Here is a 20468-nt window from a genome sequence, read left to right as displayed (position 1 = left end):
GCTCACCTCACCAGCAGGGTCGCGGGATCGGCGAGCACCTCGGCGACGTCCATGAGGAAGGCGGAGGCCTCCGCGCCGTCGAGCACCCGGTGGTCGAAGGAGAGGGTCAGGGTGACCACGGTGCGCAGCGCCACCTCGCCGCGGTGCTCCCAGGGCTGGGTGCGCAGCGCGCCGACGGCCAGGATCGTGCTCTGGCCGGGGTTGAGGATCGGGGTGCCGCCGTGCACGCCGAACACGCCCACGTTGGTGACGGTGAGGGTGGAGCCGGTGAGCTCCGCGGGGGTGAGGGCACCGGCCCGCGCCCGGGAGGCCGCCCGGGCGATGCGCTCGGTGAGGCCCGCCCCGTCGGCGTCCCCGCTCCCGTCGAGGGCGGCGACCACCAGGCCGCGGTCGGTGGCGACCGCGATGCCGAGGACGACCTCGGCGAACTGCTCGATCCGACCCGCCTCGGCGTCGAAGCGGGCGTTGGCGGCGGGGGTGCGGGCCGCGGCCGGGAGGATCGCCCGGCAGACGGCGGCGAGGAACGAGGAGCGCCGTCCGTCGCGCCCGCCGCGGTCCAGCAGCTCCAGGGTGTCGGTGACGTCGATGGTCACGTGCACGGAGGCGTGCGGGGCGGTGAAGGCGGAGTCGGTCATCGCGCGGGCGGTCTCGCGGCGCAGGCCGGTCAGCGGCACGAGCGTCGAGGAGCGCGTCCCGTGCGGATCCCTCCCGGCGCTGGCCTCCACGTCGGCCCGCAGGATCCTCCCGCCCGGTCCGGAGCCGTGCACGGCCGCGAGGTCGACGCCGAGGTCACGGGCGCGGCGGCGCACGGGCGGCATCGCCGCGGGTCGCTCGTGGCGCGCCTCCTCCTCGGTGCGGCCGACGTAGGGGGTGGTCGGGAAGGAGCGCGGCCGACGGCGGGGTCTGTCGGTGCCGGGCAGGACGGGGCCGTAGCCGACCAGGACCTGCTGGCGCCGCGGGCGGCCGGCCGGGGTGCCGTCGGGCGCCGGTGCGCCGTGAGGAGCCGCGCCGGCGGGTGCCGCGTCGCCGGAGGCCGCGCCGGCGGGTGCCGCGGCGTCGGAACCAGCGCTGTCGGAACCAGCGTCGCCGGGACCTGCGCCGTCGGGAGCGGCGTCGTCGGGAGCGGCGTCGTCGGGAGCGGCGTCGGAACCCGCGCCGTCGGGACCTGCGCCGTCGGGTGCGGCGTCGGAACCTGCGTCGTCGGGGGAGGCGGCCGGGGTGTCCGCGAAGCCGATCAGCGGTGCCCCCACGGCGAGGGTCTCCCCCTCCGCCGCGTGCAGCGTACCGATCCGGCCCGCACGAGGACTCGGCAGCTCGACCAGCGCCTTGGCGGTCTCGACCTCGGCGAGCGCCTGGTTCAGCGCGACCTCGTCCCCCACGGCGACGTGCCAGCTCACGATCGTGGCCTCGGTGAGGCCCTCTCCCAGGTCGGGGAGCAGGAAGTGGTTCATCACGCCGCCTCCCTCGAGCTGCGCCGACCCAACGTACGGTCCACGGCATCGAGGATCCGGTCGATGCCGGGCAGGTAGTGGTCCTCCACGGCGGAGGGCGGATAAGGGGTGTCGTAGCCGGTCACACGCTCGGGGGCGGCCTCGAGGTGCTCGAAGCAGTCCTCGACGACGGCGGTGATCACCTCGGAGGAGAGCGACACGGCGCCCGGTGCCTCCTGGGTGACCACCAGCCGGCCGGTGCGGCGCACGCTCGCGGCGACCGTGTCCCGGTCCAGGGGCGCGAGGGAGCGCAGGTGGATCACCTCGAGATCGATGCCGTCGTCCTCCGCGGCGACGGCCGCCTCGAGCGCGGTGACCACGAGCGGACCGTAGGCGACCAGGGTCGCGTCCCGCCCGGGCCGGAGCACGCGAGCGGAGCCCAGGTCCGTGCGGTGCCCGGTGTCAACCTGGCCCTTGGCCCAGTAGCGTCGCTTGGGCTCGAGCACGATCACCGGGTCGTCGCAGGCGATCGCCGCACGCAGCGTCGAGTGGGCGTCCTGCGGGTCGGCGACGGTGACCACCCGCAGGCCCGGGGTGTGCGCGAAGTACGCCTCCGGGGACTCGGAGTGGTGCTCGACGGCGCCGATGCCACCGCCGTAGGGGACTCGGATCGTCAGCGGCATCCGCACCCGCCCGCCGGTGCGGTAGTGCAGACGGGAGACCTGCGCGACGATCTGATCGAAGGCCGGGTAGACGAAGCCGTCGAACTGGATCTCGCAGACGGGGCGCAGGCCGCGGTAGGCCATTCCCACGGAGGTGCCGATGATGCCGGACTCCGCGAGCGGGGCGTCGATCACGCGCTCGGGGCCGAAGGTCTCCTGCAGTCCGTCGGTGATGCGGAAGACGCCGCCGAGGGCGCCGATGTCCTCGCCGATGAGCAGCACGTCGCCGTCCTCGGCCAGCGCGTCGTGCAGCGCCGTGTTCAGGGCTGCGGCCATGGTCATGGTCGAGGTGGCCCGGTTTGCCGGGGTGGCCGGGCTGGTCGAAGTGGCCGGGGTCGTCGGGGCGGCGCTCATGACTCCTCCCCCGGTCCCGTACCGCCCGTCGGTGCCGACCCCGGCTCGGGGGCGAGCGAGGCCTCGAGGGCGAGCATCTCCTCCCGCTGCCGCAGCAGTCCCGGGTGCACGGTGGTCAGCACGTCGTCGAACAGGCTCTCCGGGGCCGGGGCGCGCAGCTCCGGGATGGCGGCGCGCAGCGCGTCGGCCGCCTCCTGACCGTCCTGCCTGGCCTCCTCGCGGATCTCCTGGATCGGGGCGCCGAGCCGTTCGAGGTGGCGCTCGAGGCGGAGGATCGGGCAGCGCTGCTGCCAGGTCCTCAGCTCCTGTTCGTCCCGGTAGCGGGTGGGATCGTCGCTGGTGGTGTGCGGTCCCAGGCGATAGGTGACGGCCTCGAGGAACATCGGGCCCTGCCCGGAACGGATCCGCTGCGCGGCCAGCCGGGTGGCCGCGCGCACCGCGAGCACGTCGTTGCCGTCGACCCGCAGCGAGGGGATCCCGAAGCCGACGGGGCGGTGCGAGATCGGGACGGTGGTCTGCACGGAGACCGGCTCGGAGATCGCGTAGTGGTTGTTCTGGCAGTAGAACAGCACGGGGGCGCGGAAGGACGCGGCGAAGACCATCGCCTCGTTGAGGTCGCCCTGGCTGAGCGCGCCGTCCCCGAAACAGGCGACGGCGATGTCCTCCTCGCCCCGGGCGCGGGTGGCCATCGCGTAGCCCACGGCGTGGTGGGCCTGCGCGCCGATCATGACCTGCGGCGTGGCCATGTGCCGGGCGAAGGGGTCCCAGCCCGACTGCGCGGTGCCGCGCCAGACGGCCAGCAGCTCCGCGGGCGTCGCCCCCCGGCACCAGGCCAGGCCGTTCTCCCGGTAGGAGGTGAAGAAGAAGTCGGTCTCGGGCAGGGTGCGGGCGAGCCCGATCTGGGCGGCCTCCTGACCGCGCAGGGGCGGCCACAGGCCCAGTTCACCCTGCCGCTGCAGGGCCACGGCCTCGTCGTCGAGGGCGCGGATCACCGTCATGTCGCGGTGCAGGTTCCTCAGCAGCTGCTCGTCGACGTCCGCCAGGAGCGGGTCGAGCTGGGGGTCGGGTTCTCGGGTGCCGTCCTCGGCGAGGACTCGCAGGGTCTGATCCAGGGCCCCGGCCAGGTCGTGGTCGGGCGCTGACATCGTCGTCGACATTCGGACCTCCATGATCCGTGGCGCCGGGTGGGCGCGGGAGACGTCTTCGTCCCTCTCCACGCTACGCGCGCAGAGCATCACGAACAATCGAATCCGTGCAATTTGAGCATAATGCTCAGCATTCGAGGGTGCGCACCCGTAGGATCACGCAGTATGCACACCGTGGATGACACCGACCGTCGGATCCTGCTGGCCATGACCGAGAACCCCCGCTCGACGATCGTCTCGCTCGCCGAGCGACTGGGACTCTCCCGCAACACCGTCCAGGCGCGGCTGTCCGCGCTCGAGGCCGGGCAGGCGCTGCAGGGCTACGACCGCCGCCTGCACGCGGCGTCCCTGGGGTACCCGCTGACCGCGTTCATGGTCACCCAGGTGGACCAGCCGCGCCTCGAGCACGTCGTCGCACAGCTGCGGGAGATCCCCGAGGTGGTGCAGGTGCACGGACTCAGCGGACTGAACGACATCCTGGTGCGCTGCGTGTGCCGGGACGCCGAGGACCTCTACCGGGTCAACTCGCTGGTGCTGGGCTGCGACGGGGTGATCCGTGCGGAGACCTCGCTCGCGATGGGCGAGCTCATCCCCTTCCGGCTCGCCCCGGTGCTCGAGCGGGACCTGGCCCGCTGACCGCGATCCGGCGCGTCGGGCACCCCGGCGTGCCCGGGCACCGAGCTGCGGTCCCGCAGGGGAGGACCGGAGCGCCGGGGCACGTCGCCTGACGCGTCGGAAAAGACTCGCGATACCGACAGCTCACGCGACGTGGCCCCGGGACCAGCGCAGGCAGCAGCGGCGGGAGCGGCCAGGACGGGCCTGGGGCGGCCAGAACGGGAGAGGACGGGCCAGAACGGGCCAGGGGCGGCCAGAACGGGCGAGGCCGGGCCGGGCCTGCCCGCCCTGTCAGTCCGCGGGGAGCGCGACCGGCTGACCGGTGCGCACCGACTCCTGCGCAGCGGCGACCACCTCGACGGTCCGCAGCCCCACCTCGCCGGTGGGCTCGACGGCCTCGCCCGTCCGCACGGCGCCGAGGAAGGCGTCCAGCAGCAGGGCGTCGGTGTTCGTGCCGTAGGGGAGGAACCGGCCCGGTCCGCCGACGTGCTGGGCGAAGGCGTCGATCTGGAGCTGGCCGCCGGTGCCGACGGCCTGCAGGCGCAGCCCTCCCCAGGTGGGGGCGTCGGCCGGCTGGGACCAGGAGCAGTCGATGGTCGCGACCATGCCGGAGCCGTAGGTGAGGGTGACCAGGCCGCCGGTCTCGGCTCCCTCCCCCGCGCGGTCGGCGTAGAGGAGCCGGTTGGTGACGGCGTGGACGGTCGCGGGCGCGCCGAACATCGCGTCGAGGATCTCGGCGATGTGCACGGTGTGGTCCACCAGGGAGCCGCCGCCGGCGAGTTCGACGTCGGTGAACCAGTCCCGTCCCTCGGGCAGCTTGCCGTTGTTGGTGCCGGTCAGGCCGATCACCTCGCCGAGCGTGCCGTCGGCGACGGCGGTGCGCAGCGCCTCGACCTCGGGCGAGAAGTGCACGGGGAAGGCGGTCATGAGCACCACGCCGGCCTCGCGGCAGGCCTCGACCATCGCCGTCGCGTCCTCGACGGTGGTGGCCAGCGGCTTCTCGCACAGCACGTGCACGCCGCGGCGCGCGGCCTCGAGCACCAGGTCCCGATGGTGGGCGTTGGCGCTGGTCACCACGATGGCGTCGGGCCCCTCGGGCCAGGCGCTCCAGGCCGCCTCGTAGGAGGGGAGCACCCGGGTGCCGCGCACGTCGCCGTAGGCGTCGGGGTCCGCGACGACGAGATCGACGTCGGCCCTGCCCTCGAGCTGTCCGGCGTAGGAGGCGGCGTGGGTGTGCGCGCAGCTCATCAGCGCGACCCGCAGCGGGGCAGCAGGGTCGGGGGCAGCAGGGCCGGGGTCGGTGGGGCCGGGGTCGGTGGGTCGTGCGGTCAGCATGGGATGCTCCGTCCGGTGCGCAGGGACTCGAGGGCGGCGGCGGAGACCTCCACGGCGAGCGCGCCGTCGGCCGGCTCCACACGGGCGGGGGCGCCGCCGCGGAGCGCGGCGATGAAGTCGACGAGCTCGGCGGCGTAGGGGTCGCGCAGGGTCGAGACGTCCGGGAGGAAGCCGTCGCCGCTGCTCTGCCGGGCGGCGGCGACCGTGTCGAAGACGATGCCGGGGTCGCCCTCGCTGTCGTACTGCAGGCGCCCTGCGTCCCCGGCGAGGTCGAAGGCGTAGCGGAAGCGGGTGCCTGTGGGACCCCAGAAGCCGCGGCAGTGGCTGAGGGCGCCCGAGCGGTGGGTGAGGACGACATGGGCGGTGCGCACGTCGGAGTCGGCGCCGGCGACGGACTGCTGGGCGTAGACCTGCTCCACGGGGCCGGCCATCCACAGCGCCTGGTCGATGTCATGGATCATCTGGTCCATGACGATGCCGCCGGACAGCTCGTCGTCGGCGTACCAGGAGCGGTCCGGCAGGGAGCCGGTGCGCTCGAAGCGCAGTACGGCGAGGGTGCCGATGGCGTCGGTGTCGATCGCCCGCTTCGCCGCGGCGTACTGGGGGAAGTAGCGCACCACGTGCGCGGGGAACAGTCGGCGGCCGACGCGCTCGGCGTGGGCGACGAGGTCGCGCGCCTCCTCGGGGCTCAGCGCGAGGGGCTTCTCGCACACCACGTCCCGGTCGGCGTCGAGCGCCGCGCGCACGATCCCGGGGTGGGAGGGGGTGGGGGTGCAGACGTCGACGACGTCGACCGCCGCCAGCAGCTCCTCGAGGCTCGCGTGGACCCTCGCGCCGGTCGCGGCGGAGAACTCCTCGGCGCCGGCCTCGCTGAAGCAGTGCAGCTCGGCGCCGAGCTCGGTCCATCCGGGCAGGTGGGCGCGGGAGATCCCGCCGGTGCCGACGATGCCGACGCGCAGCGCGGCCGGGGGTGACGTCGATGTCATGGTCAACCTTTCGGAGCGGGAGGGCCGGGTTCGGAAAGCCGCTTGCAGAATCCTTTCCCGCGAGGCCCGCGGAGTCAAGCGTCCGACGGACGCGACCGCTCATCGGGCGCACGACTGCTGACACGTCGCTGCACCGCCCTGACCGCATGCTCGAGCGAGGACCGGGCATCCTCCCTCGGTGGAGATCTGTGCAGCGCTTCGGTCGCGCCGCCGCGCACAGTCGTCGGCGAGCTGGATCAGGGACGGGTGTCCCTGGGAGACGGTGACGAGAACAGCCAGCGCCTCTTCGCCGATCTCCGCCCCGTCCAGCCCTGGAGCGGGAGCGACGAGCTCATCACGCGGGCGCGGAGCCCCGGTGCGTCGACCTCGCGTCGCCTACCGTCGTGGACCGCCGGCCTCCTGCCGTGACCGGGGTTGACGGGCGCTCCCGCGAACCACCAGGCGGAACGGCGCCTCGATGACTCGCGGCGGTCCGTCGTATCCGCCGATCCGCTCGATCAGCAGGTCGAGGACGGTGGCGGCGAGGGCCCGCCGGTCGGGGTCGACAGTGGCCAACGGCGGTGTGGTCAGCGAGGACTCGTGGATGTCGTCGTAGCCGATCACGGCGACCCGTCCGGGCACGTCGATCCCGAGCATGCGCAGGCCCAGCAGCACACCCCGGGCGAGGTCGTCGTTGCCGCAGACGATCCCGTCGACCTCGGGATGCTCCTCCATCAGCGTGCGCACCGCGCTCAGACCGCCCTCCGGGCTCCAGGTGGAGACGTCCTGGACGACGGGGGCAGGGGCTCCGGCCTCCGCGAGCGCTCGGCGCACCCCGTCCCGGCGCAGGCGGCTCGTCGAGTGCGCCTGGCGCGCCTCGGCGGTGCCGAGCATCCCCAGGTAGGCGATGCGGGAACGACCCAGACCCAGCAGGTGGACGGTGGCCTCCTGGGCCGCGCGCCGGTTGTCCGTGCGCACGTAGTCGGAGCCCGCCGGCAGCGCATGCTCCTCGACGTGCTCGCCGATGAACACGGTGGGCTGGATGGTGCGGCCCAGCTGCGCGAGCACGTCCTCCCCGATCTGCAGCGGATTGAACACCACCCCGTCGCCGAGCACGCGGGTGAAGCCGGCCAGCACGCTGTGCTCCTCCTCGCGCCCCGCCGCGGTGCTGTGCAGCATGATGCTGCGGCGACGCCGCTGGGCCTCGTCGGCGAAGGCCTGCGCGAGCTCGGAGAAGTACGTCCCGGCGAGCGAGGGGATCGCGAGGGTGATCAGTCCGCTGGTGCCCGTGCGCATCTGCTGCGCGCCCACCTGCGGGCGGTAGTTGAGCTCCCGGATCGTCTGCTGCACGCGCTCGCGGGTGCGGGGGCCGACGTTGGGGCGCTCGTTGACCACGTTGGAGACCGTCTTGATGGACACCCCGAGCTGCTCGGCGATGTCGCGCATGGTGACGTTGCGGCGCCGCGGATCCGGGCCGACGTCGGTCACGACGACGTGGGGGTCGGGGCGAGGGCGGCGTCGAGGCGGGCCTGCCAGCTGCGCACGAGCACGAGAGAGGTCACGGACACCAGGATGCCTCCTGCGAGCAGCAGTCCGACGGGCTGGACGAGGAGAGAGACGATCACGGTCGCCGTGAGCGTGATCGCCCAGGACCCGGTGGCGATCGGCAGCAGGACGGGCCCGGCGAGCGCGCCGCGCCAGAGCACCGGCGCCGACGCTCCCGGGCGCAGGCAGTGCAGGGCCAGGGCATGGAAGAGCGCGAGCGCGGAGAGCACCGCCAGCAGGAGCGAGGCCGCGAACCCGCCGGGGAAGAACCAGGCCGGCAGCGCCCCGGCCACGCCGAGCGCCACGTTCAGTCCCGCCGCGGCGGCGAGGAGCACGAACGGACCGGCCGCTGCGTTGGCGGCCACCAGCTCGTGGCGGTACCGGCGGAGGATCACGGCGGCCCGGGCACGGATCCCCCCGTCGGCCGCCGAGGCACCGCCGCTCGTCGCACCCCCGTCGAGCGTGCCCGAGCCGCCCAGCTCCTCCCCGCGCCGCTGTTCGCCGCGCAGCTGGTCGCCGCGCAGGTCCTCCCCGCGCAGCACGGCGAGCATCGTCGCCGTGGCCGGCGCGAGACCGGCCAGCACCCCGCCCAGCAGCACCAGCACCACCCAGCCCAGGTGAAGGCCCACCAGCCGCGGCAGCCAGGCCAGAGCCGCCATCACCCCGTCGAGGGTCGAGGCGGGCTCCGGCTCACGCACAGGCTCGGGCACAGGCTCGCGCACGGGCACGGGCACGGGCTCGCGCACAGGCACAGGCACGGGCACCGGCTCGCGCACGGACTCGGGCGCGGAACGGGCGAGGGCGGTCATCGGCTCAGGCCTTGTTCCCGGTCAGCGCGATCGACTCGATGATCTGCCGCTGGAAGATGAGGAACACCGCGAGCACCGGCACCAGGGCCACCAGCGAGGCGGCCATGATCAGCGGGTAGTCGGTCTGGACGGCGTAGGTGGCGTTGAAGTTCGCGATCACCAGCTGGAGGGTGTGCACGTTCTCCGAGTTCAGGTAGATGATCGGGCCCAGGTAGTCGTTCCAGGTGCCCATGAACCACAGGATCACCTGCGCGGCGATCGCCGGGCGGATCAGCGGCAGCACGATCCGCCAGAAGATCTGCGGATGGCTCGCCCCGTCGATCACCGCCGCCTCGATGAGCGAGTCGGGCACGCTCATGAGGTACTGGCGCAGGAAGAACACCATCATCAGGTTCCCGAACAGGCCGGGCACGATGAGCGGCAGCAGGGTGTCCACCCAGCCGATGCGGGAGAACAGCATGAAGGTGGGGATCATGAGCGCCGGGAACGGGATCATGATCCCGGCCAGCAGCCCCAGGAAGATCGCGTTCTTGCCCGGGATCTTCATCTTCGAGAAGCCGTAGGCGGCGTAGCAGGAGGTCACGGTGCCCACGGTGATCACCGTCAGGGAGACGATCGCGGAGTTGCGGATGCCGGTGAGGATCGGCCCGGCCTCCCAGATGCGCAGGTAGTTCTCCCACACGATCGGGTCGGGGATCCACTGCGGCGGCAGGATGAACACGTTCTCCTGCGTCTTCAGCGAGGTGGAGAGCATCCACGCCAGCGGCAGCAGCATGGTGAACGCCCCCAGGCACAGGGCGACGAAGACGATCACGTCGGCCTTGGACTGGAAGCGGCGCTCGCTCCGGCGGCGCCGGCGCCGGACGGCGTCGGGCTCCACCCCGGAGGTCTGCAGCGGGGCGGTGGGGACGGCACTGGTGGTAGCCATGATCGGGCCTCCTCATTCCACCGTGAAGACGTTGCGTGAGTTCAGGTAGAACTGGACCGCGGTGACCGCGAAGATCATCAGCCCCAGCACGAGGCTCATGGCCGTGGCGTAGCCCAGCTTGAGGTTCTGGAAACCCTGCTGCCAGATGTACCAGACGATGGTGGCGGAGCCGAACTCGGGGCCGCCCGTCGGAGTCATGATGTTGATCTCCGCGAACATCTGCGCTCCGCCGATGATCCCGGTGACCACCAGGAAGAACGTCACCGGGGAGAGCATCGGGACGGTGACGTGCAGGAAGCGGCGCCAGGCACCGGCCCCGTCGAGCATCGCCGCCTCGAGCAGGTTCCTCGGCACCGACTGCAGCGCCGCCAGGTACAGCAGGGTGGAGAAGCCGATGCCCTTCCACACGCCCATGATGATCAGGGCCGGCTTGACCCAGGTCTTCTCCGCCAGCCAGTTCGGCCCCTCGATCCCGACCATCGACAGCAGCTGGTTGACCAGGCCGAAGTCCCCGTTCAGGGCCCACTGCCACAGGATCGCGATGGCGGCCACGGAGGACACCCCGGGCAGGTAGTAGATGACGCGGAAGGCGCCGCGCGCGGGGATCCGACGGTTCAGCGCGAGCGCCAGGGCCAGCGAGATCGCGAGACCGATCGGGATCCCCAGCATGAGGAACACGGTGTTCCCCAGCGACTGCCAGAACTGGGGGTCCCCGGCCATGGTGCGGAAGTTCGCCGTGCCCGAGAACAGCGGCGCGGAGAGGCCGTTCCAGTGGGTGAAGGAGGCGTAGAAGGAGAAGACCAGCGGCGCCAGCGCGAACAGTGCGAAGCCGATCACGGGCGGGGCGATGAAGATCCGGCCCCAGATCCGCTCCTGACGGTGCAGGGGGCCGCGACCGGGGCGGGGACGGGCCGCCTCCCCCGCCGGGACGCCGCGCACGGCCGTGGGGGCCTGCGCGGCCGGGACGCTGCTCATGAGTTCGCCTCCTGGTCGATGCGGAACTGCTCGTGGCCGGCGTCGAGGAAGCTCTGCATGACGGGCTGGGTCTCGGCGAGGTACTCGCCCACGTCGCGGCGGCCCTCGAGCACGGGCTGGAGGTTGGTGTGGAAGGCGTTGAGCCATTCCGGGGTGTAGGTGAGCATGTCCTGCACGAACCGCCCGTAGTCCTCGACGATGTCGATGTACTCCTGCTTGTTCTGCGGCTCCACGGAGGTGTCCTTCACCCACTCCGCGGCGTGGGTGCGGGTGTTGGGGATCGTCTGGCCCTCGCCGACGATGATCTCCTGGGCCTCCGGGTCGCAGGCGAGGAACATCGCCAGCTCCGCCGCCTTGTCCGGCGTCGCGCTGTTGGCGGCGACGCCGATGCCGAGGGAGCCGACGAAGGTGGCCGGGGTGCCGGTCGCACCCGCGGGATAGGGGCACAGGTCGAACTCGAAGTCGAGGGTGCGGTAGAGGGTGAGGTCCCAGGGGGCGATGGGGAAGAAGCCGATCTGGCCGCGCAGCCAGCGCTGGTAGCCGTCGAGCCCTTCGGTGTCGTTGATGCTGGGAGTGACCTCGTGGACCTCGCGCAGGTCGACCACGTACTGGAGCGCCTCGATGAACTCGGGGGTGTCCACGGTGACGGTGCGGAGGTCCTCGTCCAGCCAGTCCGCCCCGTTGGACCACAGGTAGGCGTGGATCTCGGCGCCGATGTTCACCGAGGTGCCCCAGGTGTCGACCTGCCCGTTGCCGGATCGGTCGCCGGTCAGCTGCGCGCAGCGGTCCAGGAACTCGTCCCAGTCCAGAGGGACGTCGGGATCGGGCGGTTCGACGCCCATCTCCTCGAAGAGGGTCTTGTTGTACCCGAAGGAGAAGGGGCCGAGGTCCTTGGGCATGCCGTAGATCGGACCCGTGCCGCGCTGGTCGCCGTCGAAGCGGTAGAGGTCCACGCCCGCGTCCCAGATGTCCTCCACCGGCAGGTCGGTCGACTCGACGTAGGGGGTGATGTCGGCGAGCACGCCGTTGGTCATGTAGGCGGTGGCCATCGTGGCGTCGAAGTAGAACACGTCCGGGGTGCGCCCGCCGAGGATGGCGGTCTGCAGCTTGGTCGCGTACTGGTCGGCGTTGGTCGAGATGATGTCGACCTGCACGCCCTCGCGGTCCTGGAAGAGCTGCACGGCCCGGGAGAACACATCCCGCTCCTCGGTGGAGCCGCGGAACATGAAGGTCAGGGTGTTGGGGTCACCGGACTGGAGGTTGCCGCAGCCGGTGGCGGCCCCCGTGATCGCGGCGGCACCGGCCGCGGCGCCGGTGAGGAAACGTCGTCGTCTCATCGTCGTCCGATCTGTCTCGTCGTCGAGATCTCCCGCGGGCCGGTGCCCGTCGGGGTGCTGCGCCGGAGTGCCGCCGTCGGCCCTCCGACCCCTCCCCCACCCGTTCTCTGCCCCGGATCGGTGTGAGGTCTGGCACAAGGTACATCGTTGAACTAGAGTCGGCAAGCACCGGCCCGCGGAAGCACCTCCCGGCGTCGGAGCGGCGTCGCCCCGCCCGCTCCGGACCCCGCCGCCCCTCCGTCCCCGCGGGCGAAGGAGTCACCGATGACCCTGCGAGGAACGATCGCCCTGCACCCGGCGCACCGCGTGGGCCCGGTGCGCCGGCGGACCTTCGGCAGCTTCGTCGAGCACATGGCGCGCTGCGTCTACACCGGCATCGTCGAACCCGATCATCCGTCGGCCGACGCCGACGGGCTGCGCACCGACGTGCTCGCGCTGGTGCGCGAGCTGGGAGTGACCTCCGTGCGCTATCCGGGCGGGAACTTCGTCTCCGGGCACCGCTGGGAGGACGGCGTGGGACCGGTCGAGGACCGACCCCGACGCCACGACCTGGCCTGGCACTCGACGGAGCCGAACACCTTCGGCCTCGACGAGTTCATGACCTGGGCCTCGAAGGCGGGCGTGGAGCCCATGTACGCCGTCAACCTCGGCACCCGCGGGATGCAGGAGGCGCTCGACGTGCTCGAGTACGCCAACGCCCCCGTCGGCACCGAGCTCTCGGACCGGCGCGCCGCCCACGGCCATCCGGAGCCCTACGGGATCCGCATGTGGTGCCTGGGCAACGAGATGGACGGCCCCTGGCAGATCGGGCACCGGCCCGCCGAGGTGTACGGCCGGATCGCGGCCGAGACCGCCCGGGCGATGCGCCTGGAGGACGAGGACCTCGAGCTGGTGGTGTGCGGCTCCTCCTTCCCCTCCATGCCCACTTTCGGCGCCTGGGAGCAGGCGGTGCTCGAAGCCGGCTACGACGACGTCGACATGATCTCGGCACACATCTACTACCGCGAGGAGGACGGCGATCAGGCCTCTTACCTCGCCGTGGCCGAGGACCTTGACGCCTACGTCGAGGCGGTGGCCGCGACCGCCGACCACGTGCGCACCCTGCGCCGCTCCGAGAAGCGCCTGATGATCAGCGTGGACGAGTGGAACGTGAGCGGCAACGGCCACGGCGACCCCGGCGCGCCCCCTCACGGGGACGACTGGCCGATCGCCCCGCGCTTCGCGGAGTCCACCTACACCGCGCAGGACGCGGTGGTGGTGGGCTCGCTGCTGATCTCGCTGCTGCGGCACACGGACCGGGTGGCCTCCGCCTCGCAGGCGCAGCTGGTCAACGTGCTGGCGCCGATCCGCACCACGCCCGGCGGGCCCGCCTGGCGGCAGACGATCTTCCATCCCTTCGCCCTGACCTCGCGCCATGCGCGCGGGCAGGTGCTGCGCTGCGCGATCGAGAGCCCGACCTACGAGAACCGGCGCTTCGGCACGAGCTCGGCGCTGGATGCCGTGAGCACGTGGGACCCGGAGCGCGGGGAGCTGACGGTCTTCGCGGTGAACCGCTCCGCCGCCGAGGAGCTCGTGCTCGAGGTTCCCCTCGCCGCCTTCGAGGTCGCGGGCGCGCGGCGCGCCGACGGGGAGGAGGCAGGGTTCGTGCTGCTCGAGGCGGTGGTCCTGCACGAGGCGGACCCGTACGCCGTGAACACCGCCGAGGACCCGGACCGCGTACTCCCCCGCCCCCTCGAGGGCGTCTCCGTCACCGTGGACGCCCTCTGCGGCAGCACCCTCACCGCGGCGCTGCCCCCGATCAGCTGGGCGATGCTCCGGCTGCGTCGGAGCACCTGACCCGGAGCCGCCGACCCGGCAGCCCGACCCTCTTCCCCGCACTGCGGGCCGACGTCCCGGGGATCGCCCGCTCCCCCTTCGAGAAAGTGATGGCACCACCCATGCGACGACGCACCCTCACCACCGCCCTCACCGCCGCTCTGACCACCTCGGCCGCCGCCGCGGTGGCGGGCCCCGCAGTCGGCGCCGGTCCCGGCGGTGCCGGCACCTCCCGGAACGGCGCCGGTCCCGGAGGTGCCGGCGCGGGCAGCCCCGGCACGGCCGGCTCGGGGCCCTCGGGATCCTCGGGCGCGGGCGGCCGCGGCGGCACCGGGCGGCAGCAGGACCGGCCCCCGCAGCTGCTGATGGACGGCACCGGGCTGTACCCGCGCGTCATCCGCCTGGCCCACAACGGGGCGGCGGACGACCGCCTGCTCGCCTCCGTGGTCTCCTTCGACGGTCCCTCCGGCTTCGGCGCGATCTGGGAGTCCGTCGACGACGGGGCGACGTTCACCCGGATCAGCACCGTTCTCGACGAGGCGACCGAGGGCGGCGAAGGGCTGTGCTGCGCGACGCTCTACGAGCTGCCCCGCGCCGTGGGCGACCTCCCCGAGGGCACCCTGCTGTGGAGCGCCTCCGTGGGCGCGGACACCGAGGACCGCCGGATGTCGATCCGGATCTGGGCCAGCACCGACGTGGGCCGCAGCTGGGAGCAGATCGCGATCACCGCGCACGCCGCCAACGAGGGCGGACTGTGGGAGCCCGAGTTCGCGGTCGCCGACGACGGCACCCTGGTGCTCTGGTTCTGCGACGAGACCGACGGGGAGAACCACTCGCAGAAGATCGTGCAGCAGACCTCGACCGACGCCCTGACCTGGACGGATCCCGAGCCGATCATCGAGCTCGAGGATCCCACCGCCCGGCCCGGGATGCCGAACGTGCGACGGCTGCGGGACGGGCGCTGGGCGATGACCTACGAGATCTGCGGACCGAACGACCTCTGTCGCTCCTTCGTGCGCACCTCCGACGACCCGCGCCGCTGGGGACCCGTCACCTCCCGCGACCCGCTGATCCGGGCGGACGACGGCACCGAGCCGCGGCACACCCCCACCCTCACCATCGATGCCGACGGCTCCGTGCTGCTGGGGGCGCAGATGCACTACGGCGAGGACGGCGAGGTCTCGGAGCACAACGGACAGGTGGTGCTGCGCAGTGCGAACACCCGCCTCAGCGGCCGCGTCCACTGGGTGACCGAGCCCGCCCCGGTGCCGGTCGAGGACCCCTTCGACAACTACTGCCCCAACTACTCGCCGACCTTCGTGCGCACCGCCTCCGGGCACCTGCTCGAGATCACCTCGGCGCCGACGGACGAGGGGGTCTGCCGGCCCTGGTACGGCTCGCTGGGCTGAGCGTCCGGCGCCCCGAGCCAGCTCTCACCGTCCAGGTCGCCTCAGCTGTCGGTATCGCACCGCCATACCGACAGCTGAGGCGACGTCGCCGGGGCAGCAGGCGTGCAGCCGGGCGCGACGTCGGGGAGGGCGGGCCCGGGCGCGACGTCAGGGAGGGCGGGCCCGGGAACGCGACGTCGGGGAGGGTGGGCCTCAGCCCACCTCCACCTCGAGCACCGCGCCGGGCCGCACGGCGGCGACGGGCAGGGCGAGCCCCGCCTCGCGATAGCGCGCGGTGAGCGGCGCGCCCTCGAGCACGGCGCCGTCGGCCCGCACCTCGCGCACCCCGCAGCCGCTCTCCCCGCGGCGGAAGCGCACGGTGAGCAGCCCGCCGTCGTAGGGGACCTCCGCCTCGAGGCCGTCGAGGGCGGCCGGGAGCACGGGGTCGATCTCGAGCCTCTCGCCGCGCCTCCTCACCCCGAGGACGTCCTCGACGATGATGCGCAGCAGCAGGCCGGGGCCGGAGGAGTAGACGCGCCAGCCGCCCTCGAAGCCCGTGGACCCCTCGTACAGCGCACTCGCGTTCTCGGCGGCGACGAAGCGGTCGGGGAAGACGGCGTCGGAGCTCGAGTAGTAGCAGTCCGCCTGCCGGGCCCGCGCGCCGCGCACCCGCTCGGTGAGCCCGATGGGGACGGCCTTGAGCAGCTCGGTCCAGGCGAGCTCCCCCTCGCCGAGGTGGGTGAGCGCCTCGATCCAGCGCAGGTGGGCGTGCATGTACATGAGCCCCACCTCGCGCCCCCAGAAGGTCGCGGCCTCGGCGCGCTGGAAGACCCGCATCTCCCCGCCGTGGTAGCCGATGGGCCGGTCGAAGAGGTACAGGCCGGTGGGCCCGGCCAGGTGCTCGCGCAGCAGCTCGAGGTGGTGGCGGGCCTCGGCGGGCTCGAGCAGCTCGTCGGCCAGGGCGTGGATCATCTGCAGCGAGCCGTGGCGCACCCCCGTGGTGGTGTCGGTGGGGTGGATCAGATGCTCGACCCGTCCCTGCTCGAGGATCGCGTAGCCGGTGAGCTCGCCGTCGACGAGCAGGTGGTCGCGCAGCGCCTCCTCGGCACCGGCCGCGAGGTCCCGGCAGCGCGTCGCGAGGGCGGCACCGCGACCCCTCCGCTGCGCCCGGTGCCCGCGCTCCGCGCTCCCGTCCGCCTCCTGAGGGCCCACTGCGCGCCCGTCCCTCTCCTGCCGGGCCTCCACGCGCCCGTCCGCCGCACGCCCGTCGGCCTCGAGGCCGTCGGCGAGCACGATGAGGGCCTTGATCTCGAGCTCGGTGGTCCAGGTGGAGCACATGTGCTCGGCGAGCTCGGGGCGGGCCGGCTGCAGGGAGTCGTTCCAGTCGCCGTGGCCGTAGGCGGGCAGGCGCGGGTCCTCGGTGCGCTGGGCGGCGATGTGGTCCAGGGCGCGCTCGAGATGATCGAGCACGCTCGTCGGCTCCCCCATCGCGTCCTGTCCCACCCACGGCGCCACGGCGTCGAGCAGGTCGTGGTCGCCGGTGACGGCGAGGTACTCGCCCAGCGCCAGCAGCGGCCAGTAGACGACGTCCCCGTGGGAGTCGCGCAGGCCGGGTCCCGCGTGTCCGGGCAGGTAGTCGAACCACTGCGGCCAGGTGCCGTCCTCCTGCTGGGCGCCGAGCACGGCGAGCAGGGTCCCGCGCAGGACGGCCGGCTCGTCGGTCGCGAGCAGCAGGCCGACGGGACCCTGGCACACGTCCCGCGTGCCCCAGGCCCCACCGGTGTACTGCTCGAGGCCGCGCGGGGAGCGGAAGTGGACCGAGGCGTTCTGCGCGAGGCGGCCGAGCAGCTCGCCCACGGCGCGGACCTCGTCGCCGCCCCCGCGAAGCGCCGGCAGGCGGGGGGTGTAGGCCGCGGGGACCGGCGACGGCTGGGCGGCCGAGGGGGCCGACGACGCCAGGGCGGCCTCAGGGGCCGGCGGCGTCCGGGCGGCAGCGCCCCGCGCCGCTTCCTGCGCGCCCTGGACGGCATCCTGGTGGAGCAGCCGCACCCGTCCCGCCTGCGTGAGGCACAGCCGGGCGGTGCGCAGACCCGTGCCGTGCGGGGTCCCGTCGGAGAAGAGCGCGGCGTCGTCGCCGACCTCCACCGGGCAGCCGTCGGCGGTGACGTGCAGCGCGAGCTCCTCGGACTCGCTGCCGACGACCAACAGCAGATCGGTGGTGGCGGTCCCCGCGGGCGATCCCTCGAGCTCGATGCCCAGCTCCGCCCCGGCGCCGAGCACCACGTGGGAGCGCACCCGCACGGCACCGGCGTCGGTGAGGTAGAGCCATTCGGACTCGGCGTCCACCGCGCGCCACAGCGAGGGGGTGGACAGCCGCGACCACGCGCCGTCGGCCGTGCGCAGCAGCAGGTGCACCCCACCGGTGCGTTCGAGGCCCAGGTAGGAGCGGCGCACGGTGGTCAGGGGGTCGGCGGAGGCGTGGCCGAGGGTGAGCTGGGAGCAGAACACGCCGCGCATCCACACCGTGGAGGCGACGACGTCGACGTCCGCCGCGGCCCGCGCATGGGCCTGCTGGATGTGGCCGTGCGGGCGCAGCACCCGGTGCTCCTTGGCGGCGGTCACGAGGTGACCGCGGTCCCCGAAGGCGGAGAGCAGGCGCCCGTCCCTGGCCTCCCGTTCGACCAGGCGCAGCGGGGAGCCCGCGCACCGCTCGACCTCGTCGGCGCTCGGTGGCCGCACGGACAGCGGCCGGGCCGCGGCGAGCAGGGAGGTCGCCAGCGGCGTCCCGGCCTCCGTGCCCGCGGGGCCGACGGGACGCTCGGGAGCATCGGGAGCATCGGGAGCATCGAGACCGTCGGGACCGTCGAGACCGTCGGCCTCCGCGCCGTATCCGGATCCCTCGAGCCCGGCCTCGAGCCCCGCCTCGATCCGCTCCTGGACCTCCCGGATCAGGGTGGAGTCCGCAGGCGAGGTGGCCGCGGGGTGGTCGGCGAGCGCGAAGCCCCAGAAGCTGCCGCGCCAGTCCTGCCCGGGGGCGAGAGCGATCGGGGCGGTGCGCAGGGCGGCGAGGGTGTGCTCGTGCTGGAGCCGCTCGGAGGGCAGGTCGCGGGCGGGATCCAGGCCCTCCCCGGCGTCGCGGTCCAGCAGCTGGAGGGCGTCGGTGCCCCAGGCGGCGACCGGGACGCTCGCGCCGACGACGGCCCAGGGCACGGTGGGTCCGGGCATGTTCTGGCGCACGGCGAGGGCGAGGGAGGCCTCGCGCCCGCCGTGGGCCGGGAGCTCCACGGGGGTGAGGTCGAGGTACTGGGCGACGTACTGCTCGTTGCGACGGATCGCGTCCATCGGGGTGAGGGCGACGTCGAGGGTGTGCAGGAGGTCCATCTCGACCGGCGCGTCACCGCGGTGGTGCAGCTCGATCGTCCAGGCCCACCCCTCGCCGTCGGCCGTGACTTGGAGCCGTGCGCGGGCCTCGATGCCGTCGTGGTCGGTGCGGATGGTGCCGTCCGCGAGCCGGGTCCCCGCACAGGTGGGGCCGGTGAGCGGGCGGGAGAGGTCCCCGTCGGGACCGCGCCGGCGCAGGTGCACGCCGGCGGGACCGGAGCCGGCCTCGGTCGCGGGATACTGCAGCAGGCTCAGCGGGCCCGCGTCGAGGCGGCGGGCGTCGCCGGAGCTCGTGGTCACCGCGGTGACGGGCAGCGGCGCGGACACGGTGGACGTCGAAGCGGCCGGCACGGTGCCCGCCGCAGGGGCCGGCGCAGTGCCCGGCACGGGGGCGGATCCGGTCACGACAGCTCGCTCCCCTCGCCGTCCCTCCCGCAGCCGCAGCTGCCGCGGTGCACGATCCTCGAGGGCAGCACGACCGGCTCCTCGAGGGGCTCCCCGCCGTCGATGAGGGCGACCAGGCGGCGTGCGGCCAGCGCTCCGAGCTCGCCGACGGGCTGGGCGACCGTGGTCAGTCCCGGGCGCACGTAGCGGGCGGCGAGGACGTCGTCCCAGCCGGTGACGGCGATCCGCCCGGGGACGTCGACGCCGAGGTCCTGCAGCTCGTGCATCAGGGCGAGGGCGAGCTCGTCGTTGCCGCAGATCACGGCATCCAGGTCGAGCCCCTCGTCGACGATGCGGCGGGCCATGAGCACGCCCTGCGCCTCGACGGAGTCGACCTCGTACACCGGTGCCGGCGCCAGCCCGGCCGCCTCGAGCGCGTTCTCGACGCCCCGATGGCGGGCGCCGATGTCGGAGTTCAGCTCCGGGCGGCCGAGGAAGGCGAGACGGCGGCGGCCCGCCTCCACCAGGTGGCCGGTGAGGCGTGCGGCGGCCTGCTGGTTCTCGGCGTACAGGGCGTCCTGGCCGGGGATGCGGGCGCGAGCGGCGGTCAGCACGGGCTTGCGCCGGGCGATGTCGGCGATCAGCCGGTCCTCGGCGGTGCTGCGGGCCATGAAGGCGATGCCGTCGACGTTCCCGGCGAGGACGCGCACGGCGCGCTCGGGGTCGCCGCCCTGACCGGCCAGGGAGATCACCACGGAGAGCCCGAGCTCGCTCGCGGCCATCTCGAAGGCCACCAGCAGTGCGGAGTAGTAGGGGCCGTCGATGTCCGGAAGGACCAGGCCGAGGGCGTTGGTGCGCCGACCGGCGAGCGCCCGGGCCGCTCCGTCGGGCAGGTAGTTCAGGTCGCGCACCGCGTCGAGCACGAGCTGCCGCGTGCGGGGGGCGACCTTCTCGCTGCCGGCGAGCGTGCGCGATACCGTGGCGGTCGAGACCCCGGCCTTCCGGGCGACGGCGTAGATGGTGGCCGCACGCTTGCTGTCCTGGGTCATGGCCTGCTCTTCCTGAGGTCTCGGTGCCGTTCCCTGAGGTCCTGGCGCCGTTCCGGGCGAGGGTCCCCGGCATCGTCCGCGGGCGGCCCCGTCGGCGCCCCCTGGATGAAACCGCTTACACTCCGATCGTCAGAACTTACGGCACCGTCGCGGAGCGCGCAAGGTCGGAGGTCGCGGAACGGCAGGGCCGACGGCCGCGGAGTGCGCGAGGCCGACGGTCGCAGACCGCACGAGGCCCCGCCTGCGGAGCGCGAGATCGCCGGGCACGGGACGCGGGCGGACACCGGTCCC

General features: G+C 73.4%; 15 protein-coding genes. 3 read left to right on the top strand and 12 right to left on the bottom strand.

Annotated features, from left to right (window positions below):
* Window positions 1-2 precede the first annotated feature (2 nt).
* The 3 genes from ACT3SP_RS04045 to ACT3SP_RS04035 form a co-directional block, all read right to left on the bottom strand.
* Window positions 3-1451, bottom strand: a complete 1449-nt coding sequence (locus ACT3SP_RS04045) for a dihydrolipoamide acetyltransferase family protein (protein ID WP_444585959.1) — start codon at window positions 1449-1451, stop codon at window positions 3-5.
* Window positions 1451-2434 (bottom strand): alpha-ketoacid dehydrogenase subunit beta, encoded by a 984-nt coding sequence (locus ACT3SP_RS04040; RefSeq protein ID WP_444586188.1) that lies wholly within the window; start codon window positions 2432-2434, stop codon window positions 1451-1453. Before ACT3SP_RS04040 ends, ACT3SP_RS04045 begins: the two co-directional genes overlap by 1 nt.
* A 68-nt stretch (window positions 2435-2502) precedes the next feature.
* Window positions 2503-3663 (bottom strand): thiamine pyrophosphate-dependent enzyme, encoded by a 1161-nt coding sequence (locus tag ACT3SP_RS04035; RefSeq protein ID WP_444585958.1) that lies wholly within the window; start codon window positions 3661-3663, stop codon window positions 2503-2505.
* A gap of 153 nt (window positions 3664-3816) precedes the next feature.
* Between ACT3SP_RS04035 and ACT3SP_RS04030 the strand changes: the two genes are divergently transcribed.
* Entirely contained in the window at window positions 3817-4287 is a 471-nt protein-coding gene (locus ACT3SP_RS04030) for an Lrp/AsnC family transcriptional regulator (protein ID WP_444585957.1), read from the top strand.
* Between the two features lie 270 nt (window positions 4288-4557).
* Here ACT3SP_RS04030 and ACT3SP_RS04025 read toward each other — a convergent pair whose 3' ends face one another.
* The 7 genes from ACT3SP_RS04025 to ACT3SP_RS03995 all read right to left on the bottom strand — a co-directional run bounded on the left by ACT3SP_RS04025 (window position 4558) and on the right by ACT3SP_RS03995 (window position 12160).
* Window positions 4558-5601 carry a Gfo/Idh/MocA family protein gene (locus tag ACT3SP_RS04025; protein ID WP_444585956.1) on the bottom strand — a complete coding sequence of 348 codons (1044 nt, stop codon included), beginning with the start codon at window positions 5599-5601 and terminating at the stop codon, window positions 4558-4560.
* Window positions 5595-6587, bottom strand: coding sequence for a Gfo/Idh/MocA family protein (locus ACT3SP_RS04020; protein ID WP_444585955.1), 993 nt, complete (start codon window positions 6585-6587; stop codon window positions 5595-5597). Before ACT3SP_RS04020 ends, ACT3SP_RS04025 begins: the two co-directional genes overlap by 7 nt.
* Window positions 6588-6962: 375 nt before the next feature.
* Window positions 6963-8054: a LacI family DNA-binding transcriptional regulator gene (locus tag ACT3SP_RS04015; protein ID WP_444585954.1), complete on the bottom strand. Its 1092-nt coding sequence runs from the start codon at window positions 8052-8054 to the stop codon at window positions 6963-6965.
* Window positions 8051-8920, bottom strand: a complete 870-nt coding sequence (locus tag ACT3SP_RS04010) for a hypothetical protein (RefSeq protein ID WP_444585953.1) — start codon at window positions 8918-8920, stop codon at window positions 8051-8053. Before ACT3SP_RS04010 ends, ACT3SP_RS04015 begins: the two co-directional genes overlap by 4 nt.
* A 4-nt stretch (window positions 8921-8924) precedes the next feature.
* Window positions 8925-9848 (bottom strand): carbohydrate ABC transporter permease, encoded by a 924-nt coding sequence (locus ACT3SP_RS04005; protein WP_444585952.1) that lies wholly within the window; start codon window positions 9846-9848, stop codon window positions 8925-8927.
* A 12-nt stretch (window positions 9849-9860) separates the two neighbouring features.
* Entirely contained in the window at window positions 9861-10823 is a 963-nt protein-coding gene (locus ACT3SP_RS04000) for a carbohydrate ABC transporter permease (RefSeq protein WP_444585951.1), read from the bottom strand.
* The gene (locus ACT3SP_RS03995; protein ID WP_444585950.1) at window positions 10820-12160 is read right to left on the bottom strand and encodes an ABC transporter substrate-binding protein; all 1341 of its coding nucleotides are present in this window, start codon (window positions 12158-12160) and stop codon (window positions 10820-10822) included. The genes ACT3SP_RS04000 and ACT3SP_RS03995 overlap by 4 nt, the downstream gene beginning before the upstream one ends.
* 264 nt (window positions 12161-12424) lie before the next feature.
* Between ACT3SP_RS03995 and arfA the strand changes: the two genes are divergently transcribed.
* Window positions 12425-13996: an arabinosylfuranosidase ArfA gene (gene arfA, locus ACT3SP_RS03990; RefSeq protein ID WP_444585949.1), complete on the top strand. Its 1572-nt coding sequence runs from the start codon at window positions 12425-12427 to the stop codon at window positions 13994-13996.
* 101 nt (window positions 13997-14097) lie between these two features.
* Complete coding sequence (locus ACT3SP_RS03985) at window positions 14098-15384, top strand: sialidase family protein (protein WP_444585948.1); 1287 nt, start codon at window positions 14098-14100, stop codon at window positions 15382-15384.
* Between the two features lie 192 nt (window positions 15385-15576).
* Here the strand turns inward: ACT3SP_RS03985 and ACT3SP_RS03980 are convergent, their stop codons facing one another.
* Together ACT3SP_RS03980 and ACT3SP_RS03975 are read right to left on the bottom strand one after the other, a co-directional pair.
* Window positions 15577-19149 carry a cellobiose phosphorylase gene (locus tag ACT3SP_RS03980; protein WP_444585947.1) on the bottom strand — a complete coding sequence of 1191 codons (3573 nt, stop codon included), beginning with the start codon at window positions 19147-19149 and terminating at the stop codon, window positions 15577-15579.
* A complete protein-coding gene (locus ACT3SP_RS03975; protein WP_444585946.1) occupies window positions 19146-20177 on the bottom strand; it encodes a LacI family DNA-binding transcriptional regulator in 1032 nt (343 codons plus the stop codon). The genes ACT3SP_RS03980 and ACT3SP_RS03975 overlap by 4 nt, the downstream gene beginning before the upstream one ends.
* Window positions 20178-20468: the final 291 nt, after the last annotated feature.

This window comes from Brachybacterium sp. AOP43-C2-M15, assembly GCF_052446295.1.
In the GTDB taxonomy this organism is placed as follows: domain Bacteria; phylum Actinomycetota; class Actinomycetes; order Actinomycetales; family Dermabacteraceae; genus Brachybacterium.
Note: the sequence above shows the minus strand (reverse complement) of the source record. Positions and strands in the feature narration are given on the sequence as shown.